Source organism: Thalassobacter sp. 16PALIMAR09, from assembly GCF_000765485.1.
Taxonomy (GTDB): Bacteria; Pseudomonadota; Alphaproteobacteria; order Rhodobacterales; family Rhodobacteraceae; genus Thalassobacter; species Thalassobacter stenotrophicus.
In genome coordinates, this window is sequence record NZ_JHAK01000002.1 from 659,968 (window position 1) to 679,948 (window position 19,981).

Annotated in this window: 15 protein-coding genes; 9 read left to right on the forward strand and 6 right to left on the reverse strand. The window is 60.8% G+C overall.

All coding sequences use genetic code 11. The annotated features are described in order from the left end of the window. Nucleotides 1-77: 77 nt before the first annotated feature. A complete protein-coding gene (hemB, locus tag PM04_RS07085) occupies nt 78-1,079 on the reverse strand; it encodes a porphobilinogen synthase (protein WP_038005245.1) in 1,002 nt (333 codons plus the stop codon). A gap of 141 nt (nt 1,080-1,220) precedes the next feature. Between hemB and PM04_RS07090 the strand changes: the two genes are divergently transcribed. Further along, nucleotides 1,221-1,748, forward strand: a complete 528-nt coding sequence (locus tag PM04_RS07090) for a hypothetical protein (protein WP_038004953.1) — start codon at nt 1,221-1,223, stop codon at nt 1,746-1,748. A 32-nt stretch (nt 1,749-1,780) separates the two neighbouring features. Next, nucleotides 1,781-5,215 carry a transcription-repair coupling factor gene (mfd, locus tag PM04_RS07095; protein WP_038004956.1) on the forward strand — a complete coding sequence of 1,145 codons (3,435 nt, stop codon included), beginning with the start codon at nt 1,781-1,783 and terminating at the stop codon, nt 5,213-5,215. Here mfd and PM04_RS07100 read toward each other — a convergent pair. Further along, nucleotides 5,212-7,230: a capsular polysaccharide biosynthesis protein gene (locus PM04_RS07100; RefSeq protein WP_038004958.1), complete on the reverse strand. Its 2,019-nt coding sequence runs from the start codon at nt 7,228-7,230 to the stop codon at nt 5,212-5,214. The two genes, mfd and PM04_RS07100, sit on opposite strands and share 4 nt — an antisense overlap. A gap of 25 nt (nt 7,231-7,255) precedes the next feature. Then, nucleotides 7,256-8,392 carry a polysaccharide biosynthesis/export family protein gene (locus tag PM04_RS07105; RefSeq protein WP_369793299.1) on the reverse strand — a complete coding sequence of 379 codons (1,137 nt, stop codon included), beginning with the start codon at nt 8,390-8,392 and terminating at the stop codon, nt 7,256-7,258. Nucleotides 8,393-8,638: 246 nt separating this feature from the next. On the opposite strand from PM04_RS07105, the gene PM04_RS07110 reads away from it, so the two are divergent. The 5 genes from PM04_RS07110 (at nt 8,639) to PM04_RS07130 (ending at nt 11,942) form a co-directional block, all read left to right on the forward strand. Further along, nucleotides 8,639-9,238 carry a riboflavin synthase gene (locus PM04_RS07110; RefSeq protein WP_038004960.1) on the forward strand — a complete coding sequence of 200 codons (600 nt, stop codon included), beginning with the start codon at nt 8,639-8,641 and terminating at the stop codon, nt 9,236-9,238. Between the two features lie 120 nt (nt 9,239-9,358). After that, the gene (gene ribB, locus PM04_RS07115; RefSeq protein WP_052068238.1) at nt 9,359-10,480 is read left to right on the forward strand and encodes a 3,4-dihydroxy-2-butanone-4-phosphate synthase; all 1,122 of its coding nucleotides are present in this window, start codon (nt 9,359-9,361) and stop codon (nt 10,478-10,480) included. Nucleotides 10,481-10,483: 3 nt separating this feature from the next. Next, entirely contained in the window at nt 10,484-11,032 is a 549-nt protein-coding gene (locus tag PM04_RS07120; protein WP_038004962.1) for a 6,7-dimethyl-8-ribityllumazine synthase, read from the forward strand. After that, entirely contained in the window at nt 11,029-11,508 is a 480-nt protein-coding gene (gene nusB / locus PM04_RS07125) for a transcription antitermination factor NusB (RefSeq protein ID WP_038004964.1), read from the forward strand. Before PM04_RS07120 ends, nusB begins: the two co-directional genes overlap by 4 nt. A gap of 119 nt (nt 11,509-11,627) precedes the next feature. Then, nucleotides 11,628-11,942, forward strand: a complete 315-nt coding sequence (locus tag PM04_RS07130) for a hypothetical protein (protein WP_038009413.1) — start codon at nt 11,628-11,630, stop codon at nt 11,940-11,942. Here the strand turns inward: PM04_RS07130 and PM04_RS07135 are convergent. Together PM04_RS07135 and PM04_RS07140 are read right to left on the reverse strand one after the other, a co-directional pair. Further along, the gene (locus PM04_RS07135; RefSeq protein WP_084212699.1) at nt 11,887-13,794 is read right to left on the reverse strand and encodes a monovalent cation:proton antiporter-2 (CPA2) family protein; all 1,908 of its coding nucleotides are present in this window, start codon (nt 13,792-13,794) and stop codon (nt 11,887-11,889) included. The genes PM04_RS07130 and PM04_RS07135 overlap by 56 nt on opposite strands. A gap of 131 nt (nt 13,795-13,925) precedes the next feature. Continuing rightward, entirely contained in the window at nt 13,926-15,554 is a 1,629-nt protein-coding gene (locus tag PM04_RS07140; protein ID WP_234702816.1) for an AMP-binding protein, read from the reverse strand. A gap of 101 nt (nt 15,555-15,655) precedes the next feature. On the opposite strand from PM04_RS07140, the gene moaA reads away from it, so the two are divergent. After that, on the forward strand, nt 15,656-16,669 hold the full coding sequence (gene moaA / locus PM04_RS07145) for a GTP 3',8-cyclase MoaA (RefSeq protein ID WP_038004966.1): 1,014 nt from the start codon (nt 15,656-15,658) through the stop codon (nt 16,667-16,669). On the opposite strand, the gene PM04_RS07150 is transcribed toward moaA, so the two are convergent. Continuing rightward, nucleotides 16,666-17,952: a DUF3422 family protein gene (locus PM04_RS07150; protein ID WP_038004967.1), complete on the reverse strand. Its 1,287-nt coding sequence runs from the start codon at nt 17,950-17,952 to the stop codon at nt 16,666-16,668. The two genes, moaA and PM04_RS07150, sit on opposite strands and share 4 nt — an antisense overlap. A gap of 453 nt (nt 17,953-18,405) precedes the next feature. On the opposite strand from PM04_RS07150, the gene PM04_RS07155 reads away from it, so the two are divergent. Next, nucleotides 18,406-19,980, forward strand: a complete 1,575-nt coding sequence (locus PM04_RS07155) for a Re/Si-specific NAD(P)(+) transhydrogenase subunit alpha (RefSeq protein WP_038004968.1) — start codon at nt 18,406-18,408, stop codon at nt 19,978-19,980. Nucleotide 19,981: the final 1 nt, after the last annotated feature.

The following is a 19,981-nucleotide window of genomic DNA, read 5'->3' on the forward strand; positions in this document are numbered from 1 at the left end:
GTTAGCATGACCCATTGTTGCGCGCTCGCAACAATGGGTCATGAGTGTAGACCTAAATTTTGGCGCGGGGTCAGACCCTAGCCACGGTTCAAAATCCGTGCGACTTCAGGGGCGAAATAGGTCAGGACCCCGTCACATCCCGCGCGGCGAAACGCCATCAGGCTTTCCAACATCACCCGCTCACCGTCGATCCAACCGTTGGCGGCAGCGGCCTTGATCATCGCGTATTCACCCGACACCTGATAGGCATAGGTGGGCGCGCCAAAGGTGTCTTTGGCCTCACGGCAGATGTCCAGATAGGGCATGCCGGGTTTGACCATGACCATATCGGCCCCTTCGCTCAGATCACGCTCAATCAAGCGCATCGCCTCGCGCCGGTTGAGGGGGTCCATCTGATAGGTTTTCTTATCGCCCGTCAGCGCGCCCGAGGCTCCGACCGCATCACGGAACGGACCATAAAAGGCAGACGCGTATTTCGCGGCATACGACATGATCGTCACGTTCTTGTGGCCATTGGTTTCAAGCGCTTGGCGCAACGCACCAATGCGGCCGTCCATCATGTCGGAGGGGCCAAGGATATCGGCACCCGCCTCCGCTTGGGCCATGCCCATCTTGACCAACGCCTCAACGCTTTCGTCGTTGATGACCTCACCGTTGACCACAATCCCGTCGTGACCGTGCGTGTTGTAGGGGTCCAGCGCGATGTCCGTCATGATCGCGATTTCCGGCACTGCGGCCTTGATCGCGCGGGTGGCGCGGTTTGATAGGTTGTCGGGGTTCCACGCCTCTTCGCAGCCGGGCGTTTTTAGCGCGGGGTCCGTGTAGGGGAACAGGCAAATCGCGGGTATCCCAAGGTCAGCGGCTTGCCGCGCGGCCTCAACCAACAGGCCCACCGAAAGCCTCTCAACCCCCGGCATCGAGGGAATAGGCTGGCGTGTGTTTTCACCGTCGCACACAAAAATGGGCCAGATCAGATCATCCACCGAAAGCCGATCCTCCCGCACCAGCGCCCGAAGGGCAGGGGTTGCACGGGTCCGGCGCAGTCGCGTGCCGGGAAAGGGGCTCTGGGTCGGGCGCATCGCGTCCTCCTGGAATAATGTGTCAGGTTTGAGTGACACGAAATCGCCATCGGCTGCAAGGCCCGCAAATGTCCTATCGGGTTGCAAATTTGCCCCCCGCGCGCCAAAGAAAAGCCATTCCCCACCCGCAGAAGGCACGCAGTGGATTTTTTCTGGCTCAATACGGCCTTCGAGGTCATCGACATGCGCTCGTTCTCGAACCTTTGGTTCTGGATCGCGCTGGCGGTGTTGTGGTCGACGGCGGCGCACTGGGTGATCGGCGTGCCCTTCGATATGGTGCAACGTGCCAACCGGGGCCAAGACGCGGCCTTGCGCGATGTTGAGACGCTGGCCAACATGCATGCGCGTCGCTTGATCCATATCTTTGATGTCTCCGGTATCTGGGCCACTGGGTTCATCTTTTTCGCACTGGCCGCCCTTGCGTCGCTGGGCTTTGTCTACGGACTTGAGTTCGCGCAGGCGGTGTTCTTGCTGGGCTTTCCGATGTCGATCGTTTGGGGGCTGTCGCTGCATTCAGCCCGGGCCATTCCCGGCATGGAGGTGGGCGCGCTGCTGGAACATCTTCGCTGGCACCGGATCAAAGTGCAGTTGGTTGGGGTCGTGTCGATCTTTGCCACGTCCATGTGGGGCATGTACGTAAACATGAGCGCGAACGTGCTGGGCGGTTGACAGCGGCGCTTATCCCGTTACCTCCCACGGCCATGGCTTCTTCCAATCACATCACCGCCTCTGGCGCTCCCGAAGGTTTTGACGCGAGCGTTTTGCTGCGCGAGCTGGAAAACGGCATGGTCCTGCACCTTGCCCGCGACGACAAACGGATGGAGGCGATGGCCGCCGCCCTGCGCTTTTTCGCGCCCAAGGTGCCGGTGTTGCGCCTTCCGGGGTGGGATTGTCTGCCCTACGACCGCGTCTCGCCCAACCCCGAGATCAGCGCCGAGCGGATGGCCACGCTGACCCTGCTTGCGCACGGGTTTTCGGAAAAGGTGATCGTGCTGTCTACGCTGAACGCCGCGACCCAACGGGTGCCCGCGCGTGAGGTTTTGCGCGGGGCGGGCTTTGCCGCGCGCCTCAACCAACGGTTGGATGAAAAGGCCCTGCGCGATTATCTTGTGCGCAACGGGTTTTCCCAGACCTCAACCGTGATGGAGCCGGGCGATTACGCGTTCCGGGGCGGCATCATCGACATTTGGCCCGCGGGTGAGCCCGCGCCGGTTCGGCTGGACCTGTTTGGTGACACGCTCGACGGGTTGCGCCGCTTTGATCCGCAGAGCCAGCGCACGACCGAACAGCTCAAGGGGATTGAGTTGGCCCCGGTGTCCGAGGTCATCCTTGATGGCCCCGCGATCACCCGCTTTCGGCAGACCTACCGCATTGAGTTCGGGGCCGCGGGCACGGACGATCCGCTGTATGAGGCCGTCAGCGCGGGCCGCAAACACGCCGGGATCGAACACTGGTTGCCGTTTTTCCATGAAACACTGGAAACGCTGTTTGACTACATGCCAACGGCTTCGGTCGTGGTGGACCCCGACGCCGACGCGTTGCGCGCGGACCGTTGGACCAGCCTGACCGACATGTACGACAACCGCCACGAGGCGATGACAGCAAAGGGGCGCGTGGACACCGTTTATAAGCCGTGCCCCCCCGATTTGCTGTATCTGGATGACGCCGCATGGGGTGCCGCGCTGGCCCCCCGCCGCGTCGTGAACATGAGCACATTTTCCCAGCCCACCGGGCCGGGTGTGATTGATCTGGGCGGGCGTCAGGGCCGCAATTTTGCGCCCGAGCGGCAGCAGGCTGAGCTGAGCCTGTTCACCGCGCTCAAGTCCCACGTGCAGGCCGTGCGCGCCGACAAGGCCGTGGTGATCGCCAGCTATTCGGGCGGCGCGCGGGAGCGTTTGCAAGGCTTGTTGCTTGATGAGGAATTGACGGACGTCAAGCTGATCAAGAACCGCTCTGAGGTGGCGAAAGGCGAGGTCGGTCTGACGATTTGGCCGTTAGATGAGGGATTTGAGGCTTCGGACATCGTTGTGATTTCCGAACAAGACGTCTTGGGGGAGCGTTTGGTGCGCGGTCCCAAGAAAAAGCGTCGGGCTGAGAATTACCTGACCGAGGCGCAAAGCCTATCGCCACAAGATCTGGTGGTCCATGTGGATCACGGCGTGGGTCGATACCTAGGGCTAGAGACCGTCACAGCGGCGGGCGCCCCCCACGAATGCCTCACACTGGAGTACGCTGGCGGAGATCGGCTGTTCCTGCCGGTTGAGAATATCGAACTTCTGAGCCGTTATGGTCAGTCGGAGGGGATGCTCGACAAGCTGGGCGGCGGGGCGTGGCAGGCGCGCAAGGCCAAGCTGAAGGAACGCATCCGTCAGGTGGCCGAACGGCTGATGCGGATCGCAGCCGAGCGCGCGCTGCGCCGTGCGCCCGCGTTGATCGCCCCGCACGATATGTACGAAACTTTTGCCGCGCGTTTCCCCTACACCGAAACCGACGATCAGATGTCCGCGATTGATGACGTCGTGTCCGACCTCGGCTCTGGTCGACCGATGGACCGGCTGGTCGTGGGGGATGTGGGCTTTGGCAAGACCGAGGTCGCGATGCGCGCAGCCTTTGTGGCAGCCTCTTCGGGCAAACAGGTGGCCGTGATCGCGCCTACGACGCTGCTTGCGCGCCAACATGCCGCGAGCTTTGCGGAACGGTTCCGTGGCTCGGCCCTGACAGTCCGGCAATTGTCCCGCTTTGTGACCAACAAAGAGGCCGCGGCGACCCGCGCGGGCATTGCGGACGGGTCCGTGGATATTGCCATCGGCACCCATGCGCTTTTGGCCAAAACGGTCAAGTTTCAGGACCTTGGCCTGTTGGTCATTGATGAGGAACAGCATTTCGGCGTCACCCACAAAGAGCGGCTCAAAGAGATGCGTTCGGATGTGCATGTTCTGACGCTGTCGGCCACGCCGATCCCGCGCACGCTGCAAATGTCGCTGTCTGGGGTGCGGGACCTGAGCGTAATTGGCACGCCGCCGGTGGACCGTCTTGCGATCCGCACCTACGTCAGCGCGTTTGACACTGTGACCCTGCGTGAGGCGCTGTTGCGCGAACACTATCGCGGCGGGCAGAGTTTCGTGGTTGTGCCACGCATTTCGGACCTGTCCGAGATGGAGGAATTCCTGCGCAATCAGGTGCCAGAGGTGACCTATGCGCTGGCCCACGGCCAATTGGCGGCAGGCGATCTGGATGACCGGATGAACGCGTTTTACGACGGCAAGTATGACGTCCTTTTGGCCACGACGATTGTGGAATCGGGTATTGATATTCCGACGGCCAACACGATGATCATCCACCGCGCGGATATGTTTGGTCTGAGCCAGCTCTATCAAATTCGCGGCCGGGTGGGGCGGTCCAAGACGCGTGCCTATGCCTATCTGACGACGAAACCGCGCACGAAACTAACGCCCACGGCGCAAAAGCGGCTCAAGGTTTTGGGCTCTCTTGATGCGCTGGGTGCGGGTTTTAACATCGCCTCGCAGGATCTTGATATTCGCGGCTCTGGCAACATCATCGGTGAGGAACAATCAGGCCACATGCGTGAGGTTGGCCATGAATTGTACCAATCCATGCTGGAGGAAACGATTGCCAAGCTGAAGGCCGGTGAGGCGGGCTTGGTTGAGACGGATGACCAATGGGCGCCGCAGATTAACCTTGGGGTGCCGGTCCTGATCCCCGAGGATTACGTGCCCGATCTGGACGTGCGGCTGGGCTTGTATCGCAGGCTCTCAACGCTGGCGAGCAAGGTCGAGTTGGAGGGCTTTGCGGCTGAGTTGATTGACCGGTTCGGTCCCCTCCCGCGGGAGGTCACGTTGCTGACGCGGATCGTGCGGATCAAGGCGATGTGCAAGAAAGCGGGTATTGCCAAGCTGAACGTCGGGGCCAAGGGCGCGACGATTGAGTTTTATAACAACAAATACGCCAATCCCGCAGGGTTGGTGGCGTTTGTTCACGGGCAAAATGGCCGCGCCAAGATCAAGGATACCAAGATCGTGGTGCAACAGGATTGGCCGTCTGAGGGTGACCGCGTGAAGGGGGCCTTTGCCTTGGCCAAGGACTTGGCACTGAACGCGCGGGCCTCTGCGGCTTAGCGGCTTGGGCGCGGAATTGAGGCCAGAACGCTCTTGAGCTTGACGCCCGCGCGGGCGGCATATCCGCTGCGGATTTTGCCGCCCTGCGCGAGCCGCATCACCGCGATCTCGGGCGGGCAGGCCAGCCCCGTTTCGGCGTCGTAATAGCGCGGATAGGCGATCAAGGTGGCGTGTACGAATTGCAGCAGGGTCGGGCGGGCTTGGCGGCGCGCGGGGATGGTGCCCAAGTCGCGGGTCAGCCCCCAGCCCGCATAGAACGGCGCCCCAAGGGTCGTGACAGGCACGCCGCGCAACAGGGCCTCAAACCCGAGGGTTGAGGTCATGGTCCACACCTCATCCGCGATTTTCAACAGCGCGAGGGGGTCTGCCTCGCTTGCGATGAAATCGGCCTCAGTCGCGGGGATTTGACCGTTGCGCAGGCCGGTTTCCACGTCCGGATGGGGTTTGTATATGATCCATGCATCGGGGTTTTCGCGCCGAGCATAGGCCAAAAGGGCGGCGTTATCCGCGACGCGGTCCGTGCCCGTCAGGATGGAGGCATCATCCGCCACTTGCCCCGGTACGAGGATCACCCGCGCGCCTTTGGGCGGGGTGGGGGCGGCGGCGCGCCCGGTGAGGTTATATTTCGTCACCCCAAGCTTCAGGAGCGCACCCACCAAGCGTTTGGCACGCACCTGATCGGCTGCGCTTAGGCTTGCGGATTGGGTGATCAGCCCTTCAAGGTCCGAAGGGCTGCGCGGGTCGTAATAGATGCCCGCGTGGTCCAGCACGAGGCTGAGCGGCGGCGTCATCGCAGCCCCCAACCCGCGCGAGCGGAGAAAGCCGTCCTCCACTTGGATCAGCGGTTGGTCGTGATTGGCACAGGTGGCGCGCAGTTCCGGGGTGATCGCGCGGCTCCAGACCAGCACGGGGCGGTCCGGTGCGCGCAGGGTCTCCGTGAATGTCATCCGCGTGGGGTGGCCAAACATCTCCTGAAAGGCGGCGCGTTTCCAAAATCGCATGCCGGTGCCGATGTACCCCTGCTGGTCCTCGCGCCACGCGCGGGCCTGCGCCTCTAGGGTTTCGAGGATATCCTCTAGCTCACACAGTGTGTCGGTAAAGGGGCTGTACCACTTGGGGTATATTAGCATTGCGCCCGCAAACAGCTGCGCCCTGGTCAGGGTGCGGCGGCGGCGATCAATCGGGTTGCGGTCCGCCGTCAGGCCCCAGCCCGCATAGAACGGTTGGCCAAACACCTGCGGTTTGTGGCCCGCAAGGATCGCCTCAAAGCCCATGTGGCTCGACACGGTGTAGACCGCGATCGCCCCGTCCAGCAGGGCCCAAGGCGAAAGGGCGCGGTCCTCAAGCGTGATGTTGCGGTTCGTATCGGCGTCGGTGAAATGGCCGGTGCCTGCGTGCGCTTTGGGGTGGGATTTGATGATGATCCGGGTGTGGGGGTGCTCGGTCTGGGCAAAGACCAACATCTCCCGAAAAGTGGCGGCTGAGGCGTTGCCAAAGGTGATGGCCTGGTCATCACGGGGCTGGTCGATGACCAACACGTAGCCGGGTTTTGGCGGCTCTAACGCGGGGTCCACTGCGGCGAACTTGGTGATATGCGCGCGGCGCATCCTGTCCATCGCGTTGTTGGCGCGGGCCAGTAGGGGGGCGTCGTCGAACGGGTGCCGCGCCAGCAGGTTTTCGAGGTCCGTTGGGCGGCGCGCGTCATAGTGGCTGCCGCGATGATCGACGCACAGTCCGATGGGCGGCGTGCCGTGATCTGTGGGATGCAGGCCGCACAAAAAACCATCGTCCACGCGGGTGATCGGCAGGGTGTGGCGGGCGGCTGCGGCCTCGGCCCGCTGGGTGTGTGGGCCATGCCCGTAAGCGGCCACCGTGTCGCCGCCCCGTGCGGTCGGGCCAAAGACCAGATCAATCCCGGCCAATTGCAGGATCCGCCGCACCCGGCGGTCGGTCGCAAAGCGGGTGTTATAGAAACGCGCCCGAAGGGAACCCTCGGACGCGGTAGAAGATGACATGTCTGGTCGTGGTCCCAAGGGGCGCTTAGCCGCCTTCGACCAGCTGGCTGACCGCGCCGACATTGCCAAGCGACCCTGTGAGCGAGGAGATTGTCTTGCTCCAGGTCACGAACGGGGCCTCGGTCACATAGACGGTATCGCCATCCCGCACGACAAAATCACGGGCGATGAACACGCCGTTCGGCTCTGTCAGGTCGAGCACATAGGCAAAGCGCTGGGTGCCGATCAGATCATCGCGGTCCAGCACCTGACGGGCGATGAACTCTGGCTCATTGCGGAAAACGAACACGCCGGTGGGGTCGGCCAGACTGCTGTTCAACCCGCCGACCTGTGCGATGGCCTCAATCGCCGAAAGCGTTTGGCTTTCAAAGGCGAGGCGGCTTTGCGCGCCGGTTGCGCCAAGGGCCGTGAAGGAGCGGCTGTCCTCTTCGACCAGAATGCGGTCATCATTGCGCAGGGCAATGTCGAGGCGCGGTTGTTTGTAGAGATCCAGCAGCCAGACTTTTTCCGTCGCATTGCCGCGCACAAGCGTGACTTGTGCAATCTCGGGCACCGCGCTGACGCCGCCCGCTGTGGCCAGCATCGAGGTCAGCATCCGGTTCGAGCGTTCGATTGGATAGACCCCTTGCGCGCCGACGTTGCCCAGCACGCTGACCGTGGCACCATCGCCCGCGAGGCGACGCACGACGACTTGAGGGTCGGGGGTTTGCGCATCCAGCCGTTCGGTGATGATTTCGCGCAGGCGGTTGGGGGAATTGCCCGCCGCCCGGATGCGCCCAGCGTAGGGCACAAAGATAAAGCCCGCGCCGTCCACTTGGACCTCATTGATGACAGAGGCGTTCTGACCCGCACTCGCGAGCAAGCCGTCCTCAACGTTTTCGTAGATCGTCAGGCCCAGCGTGTCGCCGGGGCGGATCGTGTCCGCGCCAACGGGGGCTGCATTGATCAGTTCCTCCGAAAAGCCTAGTGCGGGCACGATGCCCGTGGCCCGCGTGACGCGGTCATTGACGGATACGATGAACGCATCCCCCTGTTCGAGGACAGAACCTGAAAAGATTTGGCGTTTGCTTGGCCCACCGCGTGGCAACCCGCAGGCCGCCACCAAAGACGCAATCAACACCAGGACGATAATCTTCGCCCCCCGGGGTGCCGTGGTAATCAAAAGAATGGGCTCCTAGCTGCCGAAGTGCCTCAGTTTTATATTTTGGAAAGGCGTACCCCGTGTGGGCGTGTATTTCTAGTTTTTCATGGGGCTTTGCGCGTTGCGTAGACGAAATTTCGCCGAGTGTGGCATTTATTTCACAAGGTTTCGGGCAGGGCGCGCGCGTTTGGCGGTGGCGCAATGTGCCCGCAGGCTTGTCTTGGCAGGTGGTTAGGGCTACCTCGCGGTGAGCAACAGGAGGCCTTTATGTTCACAGGTATCATCACCGATGTTGGAACGATCCGCACGCTAGAGCGGCGCGGCGATCTGCGGGCGCGGATTGGCACGGCCTACGACCCTGAGGGGATCGACCTTGGGGCCTCGATTGCCTGTGATGGGTGCTGCCTGACGGTTGTGGACCGGGGGCGCGATGATCAAGGCGCGTGGTTTGATGTGGATATTTCGGCGGAAAGTGTCTCCAAGACTGCGATTTCCGATTGGGCTGAGGGGCGCGGCGTGAACCTTGAACGCGCGCTGAAGGTCGGTGACGAACTGGGCGGGCACATTGTGTCGGGTCATGTGGACGGTGTCGCGCATATCACGGCCATGCAGGATGAGGGTGACAGCACCCGCTACACCTTTGAGGTGCCTGAAGCGCTGGCGCGGTTCATCGCGCCCAAGGGGTCTGTTGCGCTTGATGGGACCTCGCTGACCGTGAATGAGGTTGGGCGCACGCATTTCGGGGTGAACTTGATCCCACACACCAAAACCGTGACCACATGGGGCGCGGCCAAGGTGGGCGACAAGGTTAACCTTGAGATCGACACGCTCGCCCGTTACGTCGCCCGTCTGCAGGACTGGGCGTAGGTTCGCGCGCCCCTTTGGTGGGGGCGTATCTGCTCACTTTTCCCAACAGCCGTCGCGGCACGGCTGGTCACGCGGGCGCGGGCAGGGTATGTGCTTGCGCAACGATATCAGGAGAGACCCATGTCAGATCCATTGCCCTTTGAGGCACCCGGCCCCGTTGAAGCCGCAAATTCCGATGTGATTTCCCCCATTGAGGAGATCATCGAAGACGCGCGCAACGGTCGTATGTTTATCCTTGTGGACCATGAGGACCGTGAAAACGAAGGCGATCTGGTGATCCCTGCGCAGATGGCGACGCCGGATGCGATCAACTTTATGGCGACCCATGGGCGTGGCCTGATTTGTTTGACGCTACCCACCGAGCGGATCGACGCGCTGGGCCTGCCGTTGATGGCCACGCAAAACTCTAGCCGTCATGAGACCGCGTTTACCGTGTCGATTGAGGCGCGTGAGGGCGTGACGACCGGTATCTCCGCCCATGATCGGGCGCGCACGGTGGCTGTGGCGATTGACGCGGGCAAAACTGCGGCGGACATCGCGACGCCGGGCCACGTGTTTCCCTTGCGCGCGCGCGACGGTGGTGTGTTGGTCCGCGCGGGCCACACTGAGGCCGCGACAGATATCTCGCGTTTGGCGGGGCTGAACCCATCGGGCGTGATCTGTGAGATCATGAAAGAGGACGGGTCTATGGCCCGTTTGCCCGACCTGATTTCCTTCGCGCAGCGCCACGGCCTCAAGATCGGGACGATCAGTGATCTTATCTCGTATCGGCGGCGGCACGACAATCTGGTGAACCAAACGGCGTCCCGTCCGGTCACATCTGCCCATGGGGGCGATTGGCTTTTGCGGATATTTACCGATGAAACTGAGGGGGCAGAGCACGTTGTCTTGACAAAAGGCGACATTTCCACGCCGGAGCCGGTTTTGGTGCGCATGCACGCGCTCAACCCGGTTGAGGACGTTTTGGGCATCGGTGAGAGCGACCTTTCGCGCGCTATGGACGTGATTGCGGACGCGGATCGCGGCGTTGTCGTGCTGTTGCGCGATACGGCGATGAAGCTGGACACTGAGGGCAAAGCCTCGCCGCAGAAATTGCGGCAATACGGGCTCGGCGCGCAGATCCTTGCCGCACTTGGGATCTCGCAGATGATCCTTGTGACCAACTCGGGCGCGCCCAAGGTTGTCGGCCTTGAGGCGTACGGCTTGGCCATCACCGGCACCCACCCCATCCCGCAGGAGTAGACCATGGCCAGCGCTGAGCAGCATTATTCCCCACCCCGCCCAACCTTTGATGCGCCTGTTAAGGTTTTGGTCGTGGTTGCGCCGTATTACAAAGACATCGCTGACAACCTGTTGGCGGGCGCGACTGCGGAGCTAGAAGCCGCAGGCGCAAGTTATGAGGTGGTTGAAGTGCCCGGCGCGCTAGAGGTTCCCACAGCGATTGGTATTGCCCATCGGCAGTCGAATTTCGACGGCTACGTTGGCTTGGGCTGTGTCATCCGGGGTGAGACAACGCACTACGATACCGTCTGCAATGACAGCTCGCGCGGGATCACGATGCTGGGGCTTTCGGGGGCTTGTATCGGCAATGGTATCCTCACCGTTGAGAACCGCAAACAGGCCGAGGTCCGTGCAGATCCTAAGGATCAAAATAAAGGTGGCGGTGCGGCTGCCGCGGCGCTGCATTTGGTTGCGCTGACACGGAAATTCGCTAAACCGCCCTCTGGTGTGGGCTTCAAGCCTGCAGGCACCGTCTTGATGGCGGAAACGACCAAAGGGCCAACAACTCCATGACGACTTCTTCAGATACCCGGGCGCTGAAAAAGCAGATGAAATCTGCCGCGCGCCTTTTTGCCGTTCAGGCGCTATTCCAAATGGAAGCCGCAGGGCAGACCGTGGACAAGGTCCGCGTGGAGTTTGAAGATCACCGGTTTGGGGCCGACTACGACATCGGTGAAATGGCCGATGGCGATTTGGACACGTTCCGTGACCTGTTGGAGGGCGCGGTTGAGCGTCAGGCCAAGATCGACCAAATGACCGACCGTGCGTTGGTGGCCAAGTGGCCGATTGACCGGATTGACCCCACGCTGCGGGCCTTGTTCCGGGCTGCGGGTGCGGAACTGATCGGGGCAAAAACACCGCCCAAGGTCGTGATCGTTGAATTCGTCGACGTTGCGCGCGCGTTTTTCCCCGAAGGCAAAGAGCCTAAGTTCGTGAACGCGGTGCTGGATCACATGGCCCGCGAAGCCCGGCCAGAGGCGTTTTCTTAAGCGAACGCCGGTATTTTCGCCCTAAACGAGTTGTTTTGGCGAAAATCACGCACAGTTAACCATTCAAGGAGCGTTTACGTGTATCATCGCGGTGACGCCCCCAAGAACGGAGACTGCGCATGCCAAACCATATTCGATTTCTTCTAAAACACGCGGCCATTGGGGCTGTTGCTGGGGTGGCTTTTGTCGGTCTGCTGTTGGCGTTTGATGTCGTGGGTCTGCGGCATCTGGTTTTGAACACCAGCGAAGGGTTTATCGCGCTTGCGGTGATGACGATGTTGTTCGTGATCACCTTCGGCTCGGTTCAGATGGGCCGCGCGATCATGTCCCTTGGTCGGGATGATCGCAGGGACGGTGGGCGGCCTCAGGCTGAGGCGCTCATCCCGATCCCGGTTGAGACGGCGCAGCGTCAGGCGCATCCTCGGCGTCGGTGATATCCTCACCGGTTTCGTGCCGCAGGAGTGCGGTTTCTAGGTCTTTGTTCAGATCGCGCGCGCGGGCCACGTAGGCGTCATTTTCGGCCAGTGGTAGGTCGGGGTTCCAAAGCTTTGCCAGTTCCAGCAGCGCGTGGCGGTCGTGCTTAAAGAACGCCTGTTCGGCTTCATTCGCCTCATATTCCGTGTAGCCCATGTTTTCTAACACGTAGCGACCTGCCCGGAGGGAGCTATCGAACATCTCTCGGACGATGTCATCGGCACCCGCGCGGTAGAGAGCATATGTGTGCACGCGGTCATAGGCGCGGGCGACGATGTGCAGATCCGGGCGTTCGCGGCGGGCATATTCCACCAGTTTGATCGCCTCTTTCGGGTCATCCATCGCAACGACCAAAACCTTTGCCTGCTCAAATCCAGCGGCGTGCAACAGCTCTGGGCGCGTGGGGTCTCCAAAGAACCCTTTGACCCCAAAACGGCGCATCAACTGGATGGTCGATAGGTCATTGTCCAACACCACGGTGCGCACCTGCGCCATCTGCATCATACGGTTCACAACCTGACCAAACCGCCCAATGCCCGCGATGATCACGGGCTGTTTTTCATCAATGTCGTCGTGAGGCGTGGTGGGTGTTGGGTCCACAAGGCTTTTTGAGACGTGTTCGTAGACGATGAACAGGACGGGCGTGAGCAGCATGGAAAACGCGATCACCAGCAGGAGGGCTTGGCCCAGTTCTGCGGGGACCGCGTTTTGCTGCACTGAAAATGAGGTGAGCACGAAACCGAATTCCCCGGCTTGGGCCAGTGACAGTGCGAAGAGTAGCCTGTCTTTGCGGGGCAAGCGCGCGGCCATGGCCAAGCCATAAAGGATCAACCCCTTGACCGTGATCAGCCCGAATGTGAGGCCAATGATTGTCACGGGTGCCGACATAAAGACAGCAAAGTTGATGCCCGCACCGACCGTGATGAAGAACAGGCCCAGCAGGAGGCCCTTGAACGGTTCAATATCGGCCTCTAGCTCATGGCGGAATTCGGAGTTCGCGAGGACGACGCCCGCAAGGAACGTACCCAGCGCAGGCGATAGCCCGACCGTCAGCATCAGGGCCGCGACCCCGACGACGAACAAGAGCGAGACCGCCGTGTACATTTCGCGCAACTTGGCCATGTGGATGAACCGAAAGATCGGGCGCGTCAGGTAGTGGCCGCCCAGCACAACAGCGACCACGGCCCCGATTGTGACAAGTGTCACACCCCATGCGGGCAAGCTGTCGATCAGGTGCATCACCGGGCCTTCGTCACCGTGGCCGCCGCCGTGATCACCGCTGGCCGCGTTGTGCAAGCCGGGCAAGGCGAGCAGAGGAATAAAGGCCAGCATTGGGATGACCGCGATGTCTTGTGCCAGCAAAACCGTAAAGCTGGAGCGGCCCCCGGTTGTCCGCATCAACCCTTTTTCTGTGAACGTTTGCAGGACGATAGCGGTGGATGACAGGGCGAAGATCATCCCGATCGACAAGGCGACGCTCCATTCCAGATCAAGGGCCATGGCGGCCGCCGTGACGACGCCCATCGTGATCGATATCTGTAGCCCGCCAAGGCCCGCAAGCCGCGCGCGCATCCCCCATAGGGCCCGCGGATCAAGCTCTAGCCCGATGAGGAATAGCATCATCACGACGCCGAATTCCGCGATGTGTTGCAGGTCTTGGGTTTCGGCGCCGACAATGCCCAGAACCGGGCCAATGATGATCCCGGCCAGGAGATAGCCCAGCACGGACCCCAGCCCAAACCGAACGCAAATCGGCACCGCGATCACGGCCGCAAGCAGATAGATAACGGCGTCCGCAAGTATGCCCTGCATGAAAAATCCTCAGTCGTTCTTGGCCCTTAGGCAGAAAAGAGCGTGGTCACTTTTGGGGTGAGACGCATTCATATTGAGGCTAGTCCGCTTCGCCCTGCGCCGTCCAGCGCCATGTTGCAGGTGCAGAAAGGTTAATCGGTATAGAGCGTGGCGTAGTGGTCGCGCAGGACGCGGCGTTGGATTTTGCCGGTCGCGGTCATTGGTAGGGCGTCTAGGACGATGATCCGCCGCGGTGCTAGGTGCGGTGAAAGTCGGGACTTTACGTGAGCGATGAGGGTGGCCTCGATGTCTCGTGCGTCGGTGGGGCAGGTGATGAACGCCGTTACAGCCTCGGTGCGGGCCGGGTCGGGCAGGCCAACCACGGCGGCCATCGTGACGTCGGGGTGTGCGGATAAGCAAGTCTCAATCTCGGACGGGCCGATGCGGTAGCCCGATGAGGTGATTACGTCATCATCGCGCGCGGCAAAGGTCACGTAGCCATCGTCGTCCATGACGCCGAGATCGCCAGTGTATAGCCATCCATCGCGCACCTTTTGGGCGGTTTTTTCGGGCAGGTTCCAGTAGTTCAGGAATTGGCAGGGGTTTGGTGTGCGGACGCAAATCTCACCCACTGCGCCGCTCGGCAGCGCGCCCTCGGGCCCGCGGATTGAAACGTCGAACCCCGGAACCGCTCGCCCCATAGAGCCGGGCTTTTGCGGCATCGTTCCCGCGCAGGAGGCGAGCACGAGGTTGCATTCCGTCTGACCGTAGAATTCGTTGATCGCGACACCCAATTCGCGTTTGGACCATTCGAGAAGGTCCGGGCCAAGCGCCTCACCGCCTGAGCCGATGGTGCGGATGTTCAGGCCTGTTGGTCGCGGGGCGGCGCGCATCAGCTTGAGGGCTGTGGGGGGCAGGAACAAGTTGCGAATGCCTTCGTCTGCGATAAGGGTCCACGCGCGCTCGGCGTCGAACTTTGCCATTCGCAACGCGACCAGCGGCACGCCGTGATACAGGCAGGGTAGGGCCATATCCATTAACCCGCCGATCCACGCCCAATCGGCGGGCGTCCAGCCCTTGTCGCCCGCTTGCGGGAACCCCTCGTGGTGGCATTCGACGCTGGGCATGTGGCCGATCAAAAATCGGTGCGCGTGCAGCACGCCCTTGGGGGCGCCGGTCGTGCCCGAGGTATAGATCATCACGGCAGGGTCTTCGGCAGAGGTCTGAACAGGGCTGGGAAGGGGTGCGTGTTCAAGAGCGTCATCAAGGGACAGTGCGCCGGGTGCGGGTTCTGTCGTGATGATTATATGCAATGCGGGCAGGTCGAGGCCCGCTAGTTTTTCAAGCTCGGCGGGATGGGTGATTAGGGCCGCAGCCCCGCTATCGCGCAACCGGTAGGCCAGTGCATCTGGTCCGAATAAAGTGAACAAAGGCAATGAGATGCCGCCCAACTTGTGGGTGGCGAAATGCGCGATCAGGGTGGCTGCGCATTGCGGTAGCAAGATGCCAAGCCGATCGCCACGCTCAAACCCGCGGGCGCGAAGAGCCCCAGCGAGCCGGTCTGAGGCGTCTTTGAGCGCGCGGTAGCTCCATTCGACGCGGCCCTGTGGCGTGTGTTCGATCAGTGCGATTTGATCGGGCGCAATGGCGGCCCTGCGGTCGCAACACGCCTCGGCGATGTTGAATATATCGGGCACGTTCCAGACGAATGCCTCGCGCATCGCATCCCACGATTGCAGCGTCTGGATGGTGCGCGGGTTTGCGCGGCTCGCATCAGCCATTGATGACCCTCGCACGTTTGAGTTGCGCTGCATTCCGTTTCCTCCCCTTTGACGCATGTTAACCTCTTGCAGGCTTTGCAACCTGCACATAGAGTTTCGCAATGAGCAACGTAGCCCCCCTGATCGACCCGTTCCAGCGCCCGATTTCGTATCTGCGCGTCTCTGTCACTGATCGCTGTGATTTCCGGTGTGTGTATTGCATGTCTGAACACATGACGTTCCTGCCGAAGAAGGAGCTTTTGACCCTCGAAGAGTTGGACCGCATGTGTTCGACGTTCATCGGACTTGGCGTTGAAAAGCTGCGGATTACCGGTGGTGAGCCGTTGGTGCGCAAGGGGATCATGACGTTTTTCAACCAGATGTCGCGGCATCTGGAGGCGGGGACCCTCAAGGAGCTGACGCTGACAACGAACGGCAGCCAGTTGCAGAAATACGCAGGCGATTTGTACGCGGCGGGGGTGCGGCGCATCAACGTGTCGCTGGATACGCTGGATGATGAGAAATTCGCCAAAGTTACGCGCTGGGGACGTCTGTCTCAGGTGTTGAACGGAATTGATGCCGCGCAAAAGGCGGGCCTTCGGGTCAAGATCAACGCCGTGGCCTTGAAGGGGTTCAATGAGGACGAACTGAACACAATCGTGGATTGGTGTGCAGAGCGGGACATGGACCTGACCTTTATCGAGGTCATGCCGATGGGTGATCTTGGCAACGAGGATCGGTTGGATCAATATTGGTCGCTCAAGGATTTGCGCGGGCGCCTCGCGGAGCGGTTCACGCTTAGCGATCTGGCAGAGCGTTCGGGTGGGCCTGCGCGGTATGTGCGGCTGGAGGAAACCCAGCAGAAGATCGGCTTTATCACGCCGCTGACCCACAACTTTTGCGAAAGCTGTAACCGCGTGCGCCTGACCTGCACGGGTGAGTTGTACATGTGCCTCGGGCAAGAGGATATGGCCGATCTGCGCGCGCCGCTGCGGGCTGACCCGGACAGTAATGCGCCCCTAGAGGCCGCCATTCGGGCCGCGATTGAGCGCAAACCCAAGGGCCATGATTTCGACTATTCCCGGCAGAAAGCGGACGGGCAAATGACCCGCCACATGAGCCACACGGGCGGCTAGCTTTCCATCGATTTGCGGATACGTGCGACCATCATCCACACAAGGATGACCACGGGCACGACCGCCAAGCCGAACACCCATTCCTTGCTTAGCCCAAAGGGTGAGGCGACGGGATAGAGCATATAGCCCACAAGGTTCAGCGCGTAATAGCTGATCGCGACGACGGACAACCCCTCAACCGTTTTTTGCAGGCGTAGTTGGAGGGCAGCGCGTTCATCCATGCTTTCGAGCAGTTTTTGGTTCTGCTCAGAGCGTTCGACGTTCACCCGTGTGCCCAGCAGATCACCTGCACGGCGGGCGCGTTCGGCCATCGTCTCCATCCGACGTTCGACTGACACACACGTGCGCATTGCGGGGTCAAACCGGCGCATCATGAATTCCGCGAATGTCTGGCGGCCGCCATAGCGTTCTTCGCGTAGGACGGCGATGCGCTGATTGACCAGCGCCTCATAGGCGCCGCGCGCGCCAAACCGAAACGCGGACCGGGCGAGCATCGTTTCCAGCTCTGACGCGATTTCCAGCAGCCCATCCAGCGTATCCACGGATTGGGCGTCCGGGTTGCGCATGTCCTCAACCAGCTTGGACAGCGTTTGATCCATGTCGCCCAGTTGCGCGCCCAAACGGCGGGCTTTGGGTAGGCACAGCATCGCCATGGATTTATAGGTCTCAATCTCACACAGGCGCTGGATGACCCTGCCAATCCGACGCATCCCGGTGTCGGGGCTGACAAAGGCCGCCATCCGCATGTGCCCGCTGGTATCAATGCGAAAATCGGTTGCTATGACCGCGCTTTCGTCCAGCACACTGGAGGCCGCGAGGCTTTCGGGCACAAACCACGTATCGAACTGTTTGCTGATGTCGGTTTCCTCATCAGGGCGTTCTTCGACCCGGATCAGGCAGGACGTGATGCGCGCGCCGGGGGCATTTTCCAGCCAATCCTCGGGAAAGACGTTGAAGCCGCTGGCGTCAAAGGCGGGGCCTTCGGGGATGTCGCCGAAAATGGTGTAGGTCACGAACTCTGTGTGGCTTTCCCACTTAAGGTGATAGCGCCCGATTTGTCCGAAAAAGTGCGTATCCTCGGGTGCGGGGTGCGACGTGCCGTAGCGATCCAACAGATCCAGGAGGTGCGCGCGGTCTGCGGCGCGGTCCCGGTTGGCGGCTTCTCGGGGCTGTTTGATGGCAAGGTACGCTGCCTGACAGGGGGCGCGGAGGGACGGGAACGGCCGCGCGTGCAGTTCATTGGCCAGAGCGTAACGATTGGGGTGGTCTTGGAGCGGAGACATAAAGGAATAGCTTTCGTGCTGTTGCCTTGGAGGTAGTGCAAAAAAGTGAGGCCGCAAAGGCATTTATGGGAATACATTGGTATGCTGTGGTGCAGCAATTGGAACTTTGTTGCCTACAAGCCACGGCAGAACATGAAAAAGTGTCGCAGTGGAATGAGTGGATTCACCCATGCGTGGAGTGCATGACAAAACGGTATACATATGTATTCAATGCATAACCCGGTCCTAAGGCCTTAAAATGATATGATTTCGCCCATCTCGGTTGCGCTAACGCCTTGTGGGAATCTTGTGGGATTAGGGACATTTCGCGCAAAAACACCGAGTTGATCAAAGTGCCGTAGCGTCCATTTCGCGTCTGGCAAGCCGTTGAACTGGCTGCCTGTGTGGTGTTAAGGCCCGTCTACCAATCCAGAGATGCGTGACGTGCGCGCTTTGTCATGAGGGGACGGAAACGTGAAAATCGGGGCACCGAAAGAGATATTTGAGGGCGAGTCGCGCGTTGCGATCACGCCCGACAGCGCCAAAGCTTTGCAAAAGCTTGGCTATGATGTGGTCATTGAGAGCAAGGCAGGCGAAGCCGCCGGGTTCTCGGATGCGGCTTACACAGCAGCAGACGTAGAGGTGGTCAAAACCGCCGCGGCGCTGTTCAAAGCGGCAGATGTGGTGGCCAAGGTCCGCCCCCCAAGCGACGCAGAAGCCAAGCGCCTGACCAAAGGTCAGACGCTGATTTCGTTCTTCTATCCAGCCGCCAACGAGGCGCTGATGGAACTTGCGAAAAGCAAGGGCGCCAACGTGATCGCGATGGACATGGTTCCGCGGATTTCACGCGCTCAGAAAATGGACGCGTTGTCGTCCATGGCCAACATCGCCGGCTACCGGGCCGTGATCGAGGCAGGCAATAACTTTGGCCGCTTCTTCACCGGTCAGGTGACAGCCGCCGGTAAAGTCCCCCCCGCCAAGGTTTTGGTTGTGGGCGCGGGCGTTGCGGGTCTTGCGGCGATCGGGACATCGACCAGCCTTGGTGCGATCACCTACGCGTTTGACGTGCGCCCCGAAGTCGCTGAGCAGATCGAATCCATGGGGGCTGAGTTCGTCTTCCTTGAGTTCGAAGATAGCGAACTGCCCGATGGTGCCGAGACAGGTGGCTATGCGCCACCCTCTAGCCCCGAATTCCAAGCCAAGCAGCTTGAGAAGTTCCGTGAGATCGCGCCAGACATGGACATCGTGATCACCACCGCGCTGATCCCGAACCGCGCTGCGCCGATCCTTTGGACCAAAGACATGGTCGAAATGATGAAGCCTGGCTCCGTCATCGTGGACCTTGCGGCTGAAAAGGGCGGCAACTGTGAGCTGACCAAGATGGACGAGCGTGTTGTCACCGACAACGGCGTGATCATCATTGGCTACACCGACTTCCCATCGCGGATGGCGACACAGGCCTCGACGCTTTATGGCAACAACATCCGTCACATGATGACTGACCTGACCCCCGAAAAGGACGGTCAAGTCGTGCACAACATGGAAGACGATGTGATCCGTGGCGCGACCGTCACGTTTGAAGGCGACATTACCTTCCCACCGCCGCCACCAAAAGTGGCCGCAATCGCGGTGCAAAAGAAAGAAAAGCCCAAAGAGCTGACCCCAGAGGAGCGTCGCGCCCAAGAAATGGCCGACTTCCAAGCACAGACCAAACAACAGGTGACCCTGTTGGCGGTTGGTGGGGCCTTGGTTCTGGGTGTCGGTCTGATCGCACCCGCGAGCTTTATGCAGCACTTTATCGTGTTCATCCTGTCTGTGTTCATCGGCTTCCAGGTGATCTGGAACGTTGCACACAGCCTGCACACACCGCTTATGGCGGTGACCAACGCGATCTCGTCGATCGTGATCTTGGGGGCGCTGATCCAGATCGGGTCGAGCAGCGTGCTGATTACAATACTCGCCGCGTTGGGGGTCTTTATGGCTTCGATCAACATCTTCGGCGGCTTCCTCGTGACACGGCGCATGCTCGCCATGTTCCAGAAATCTTAAG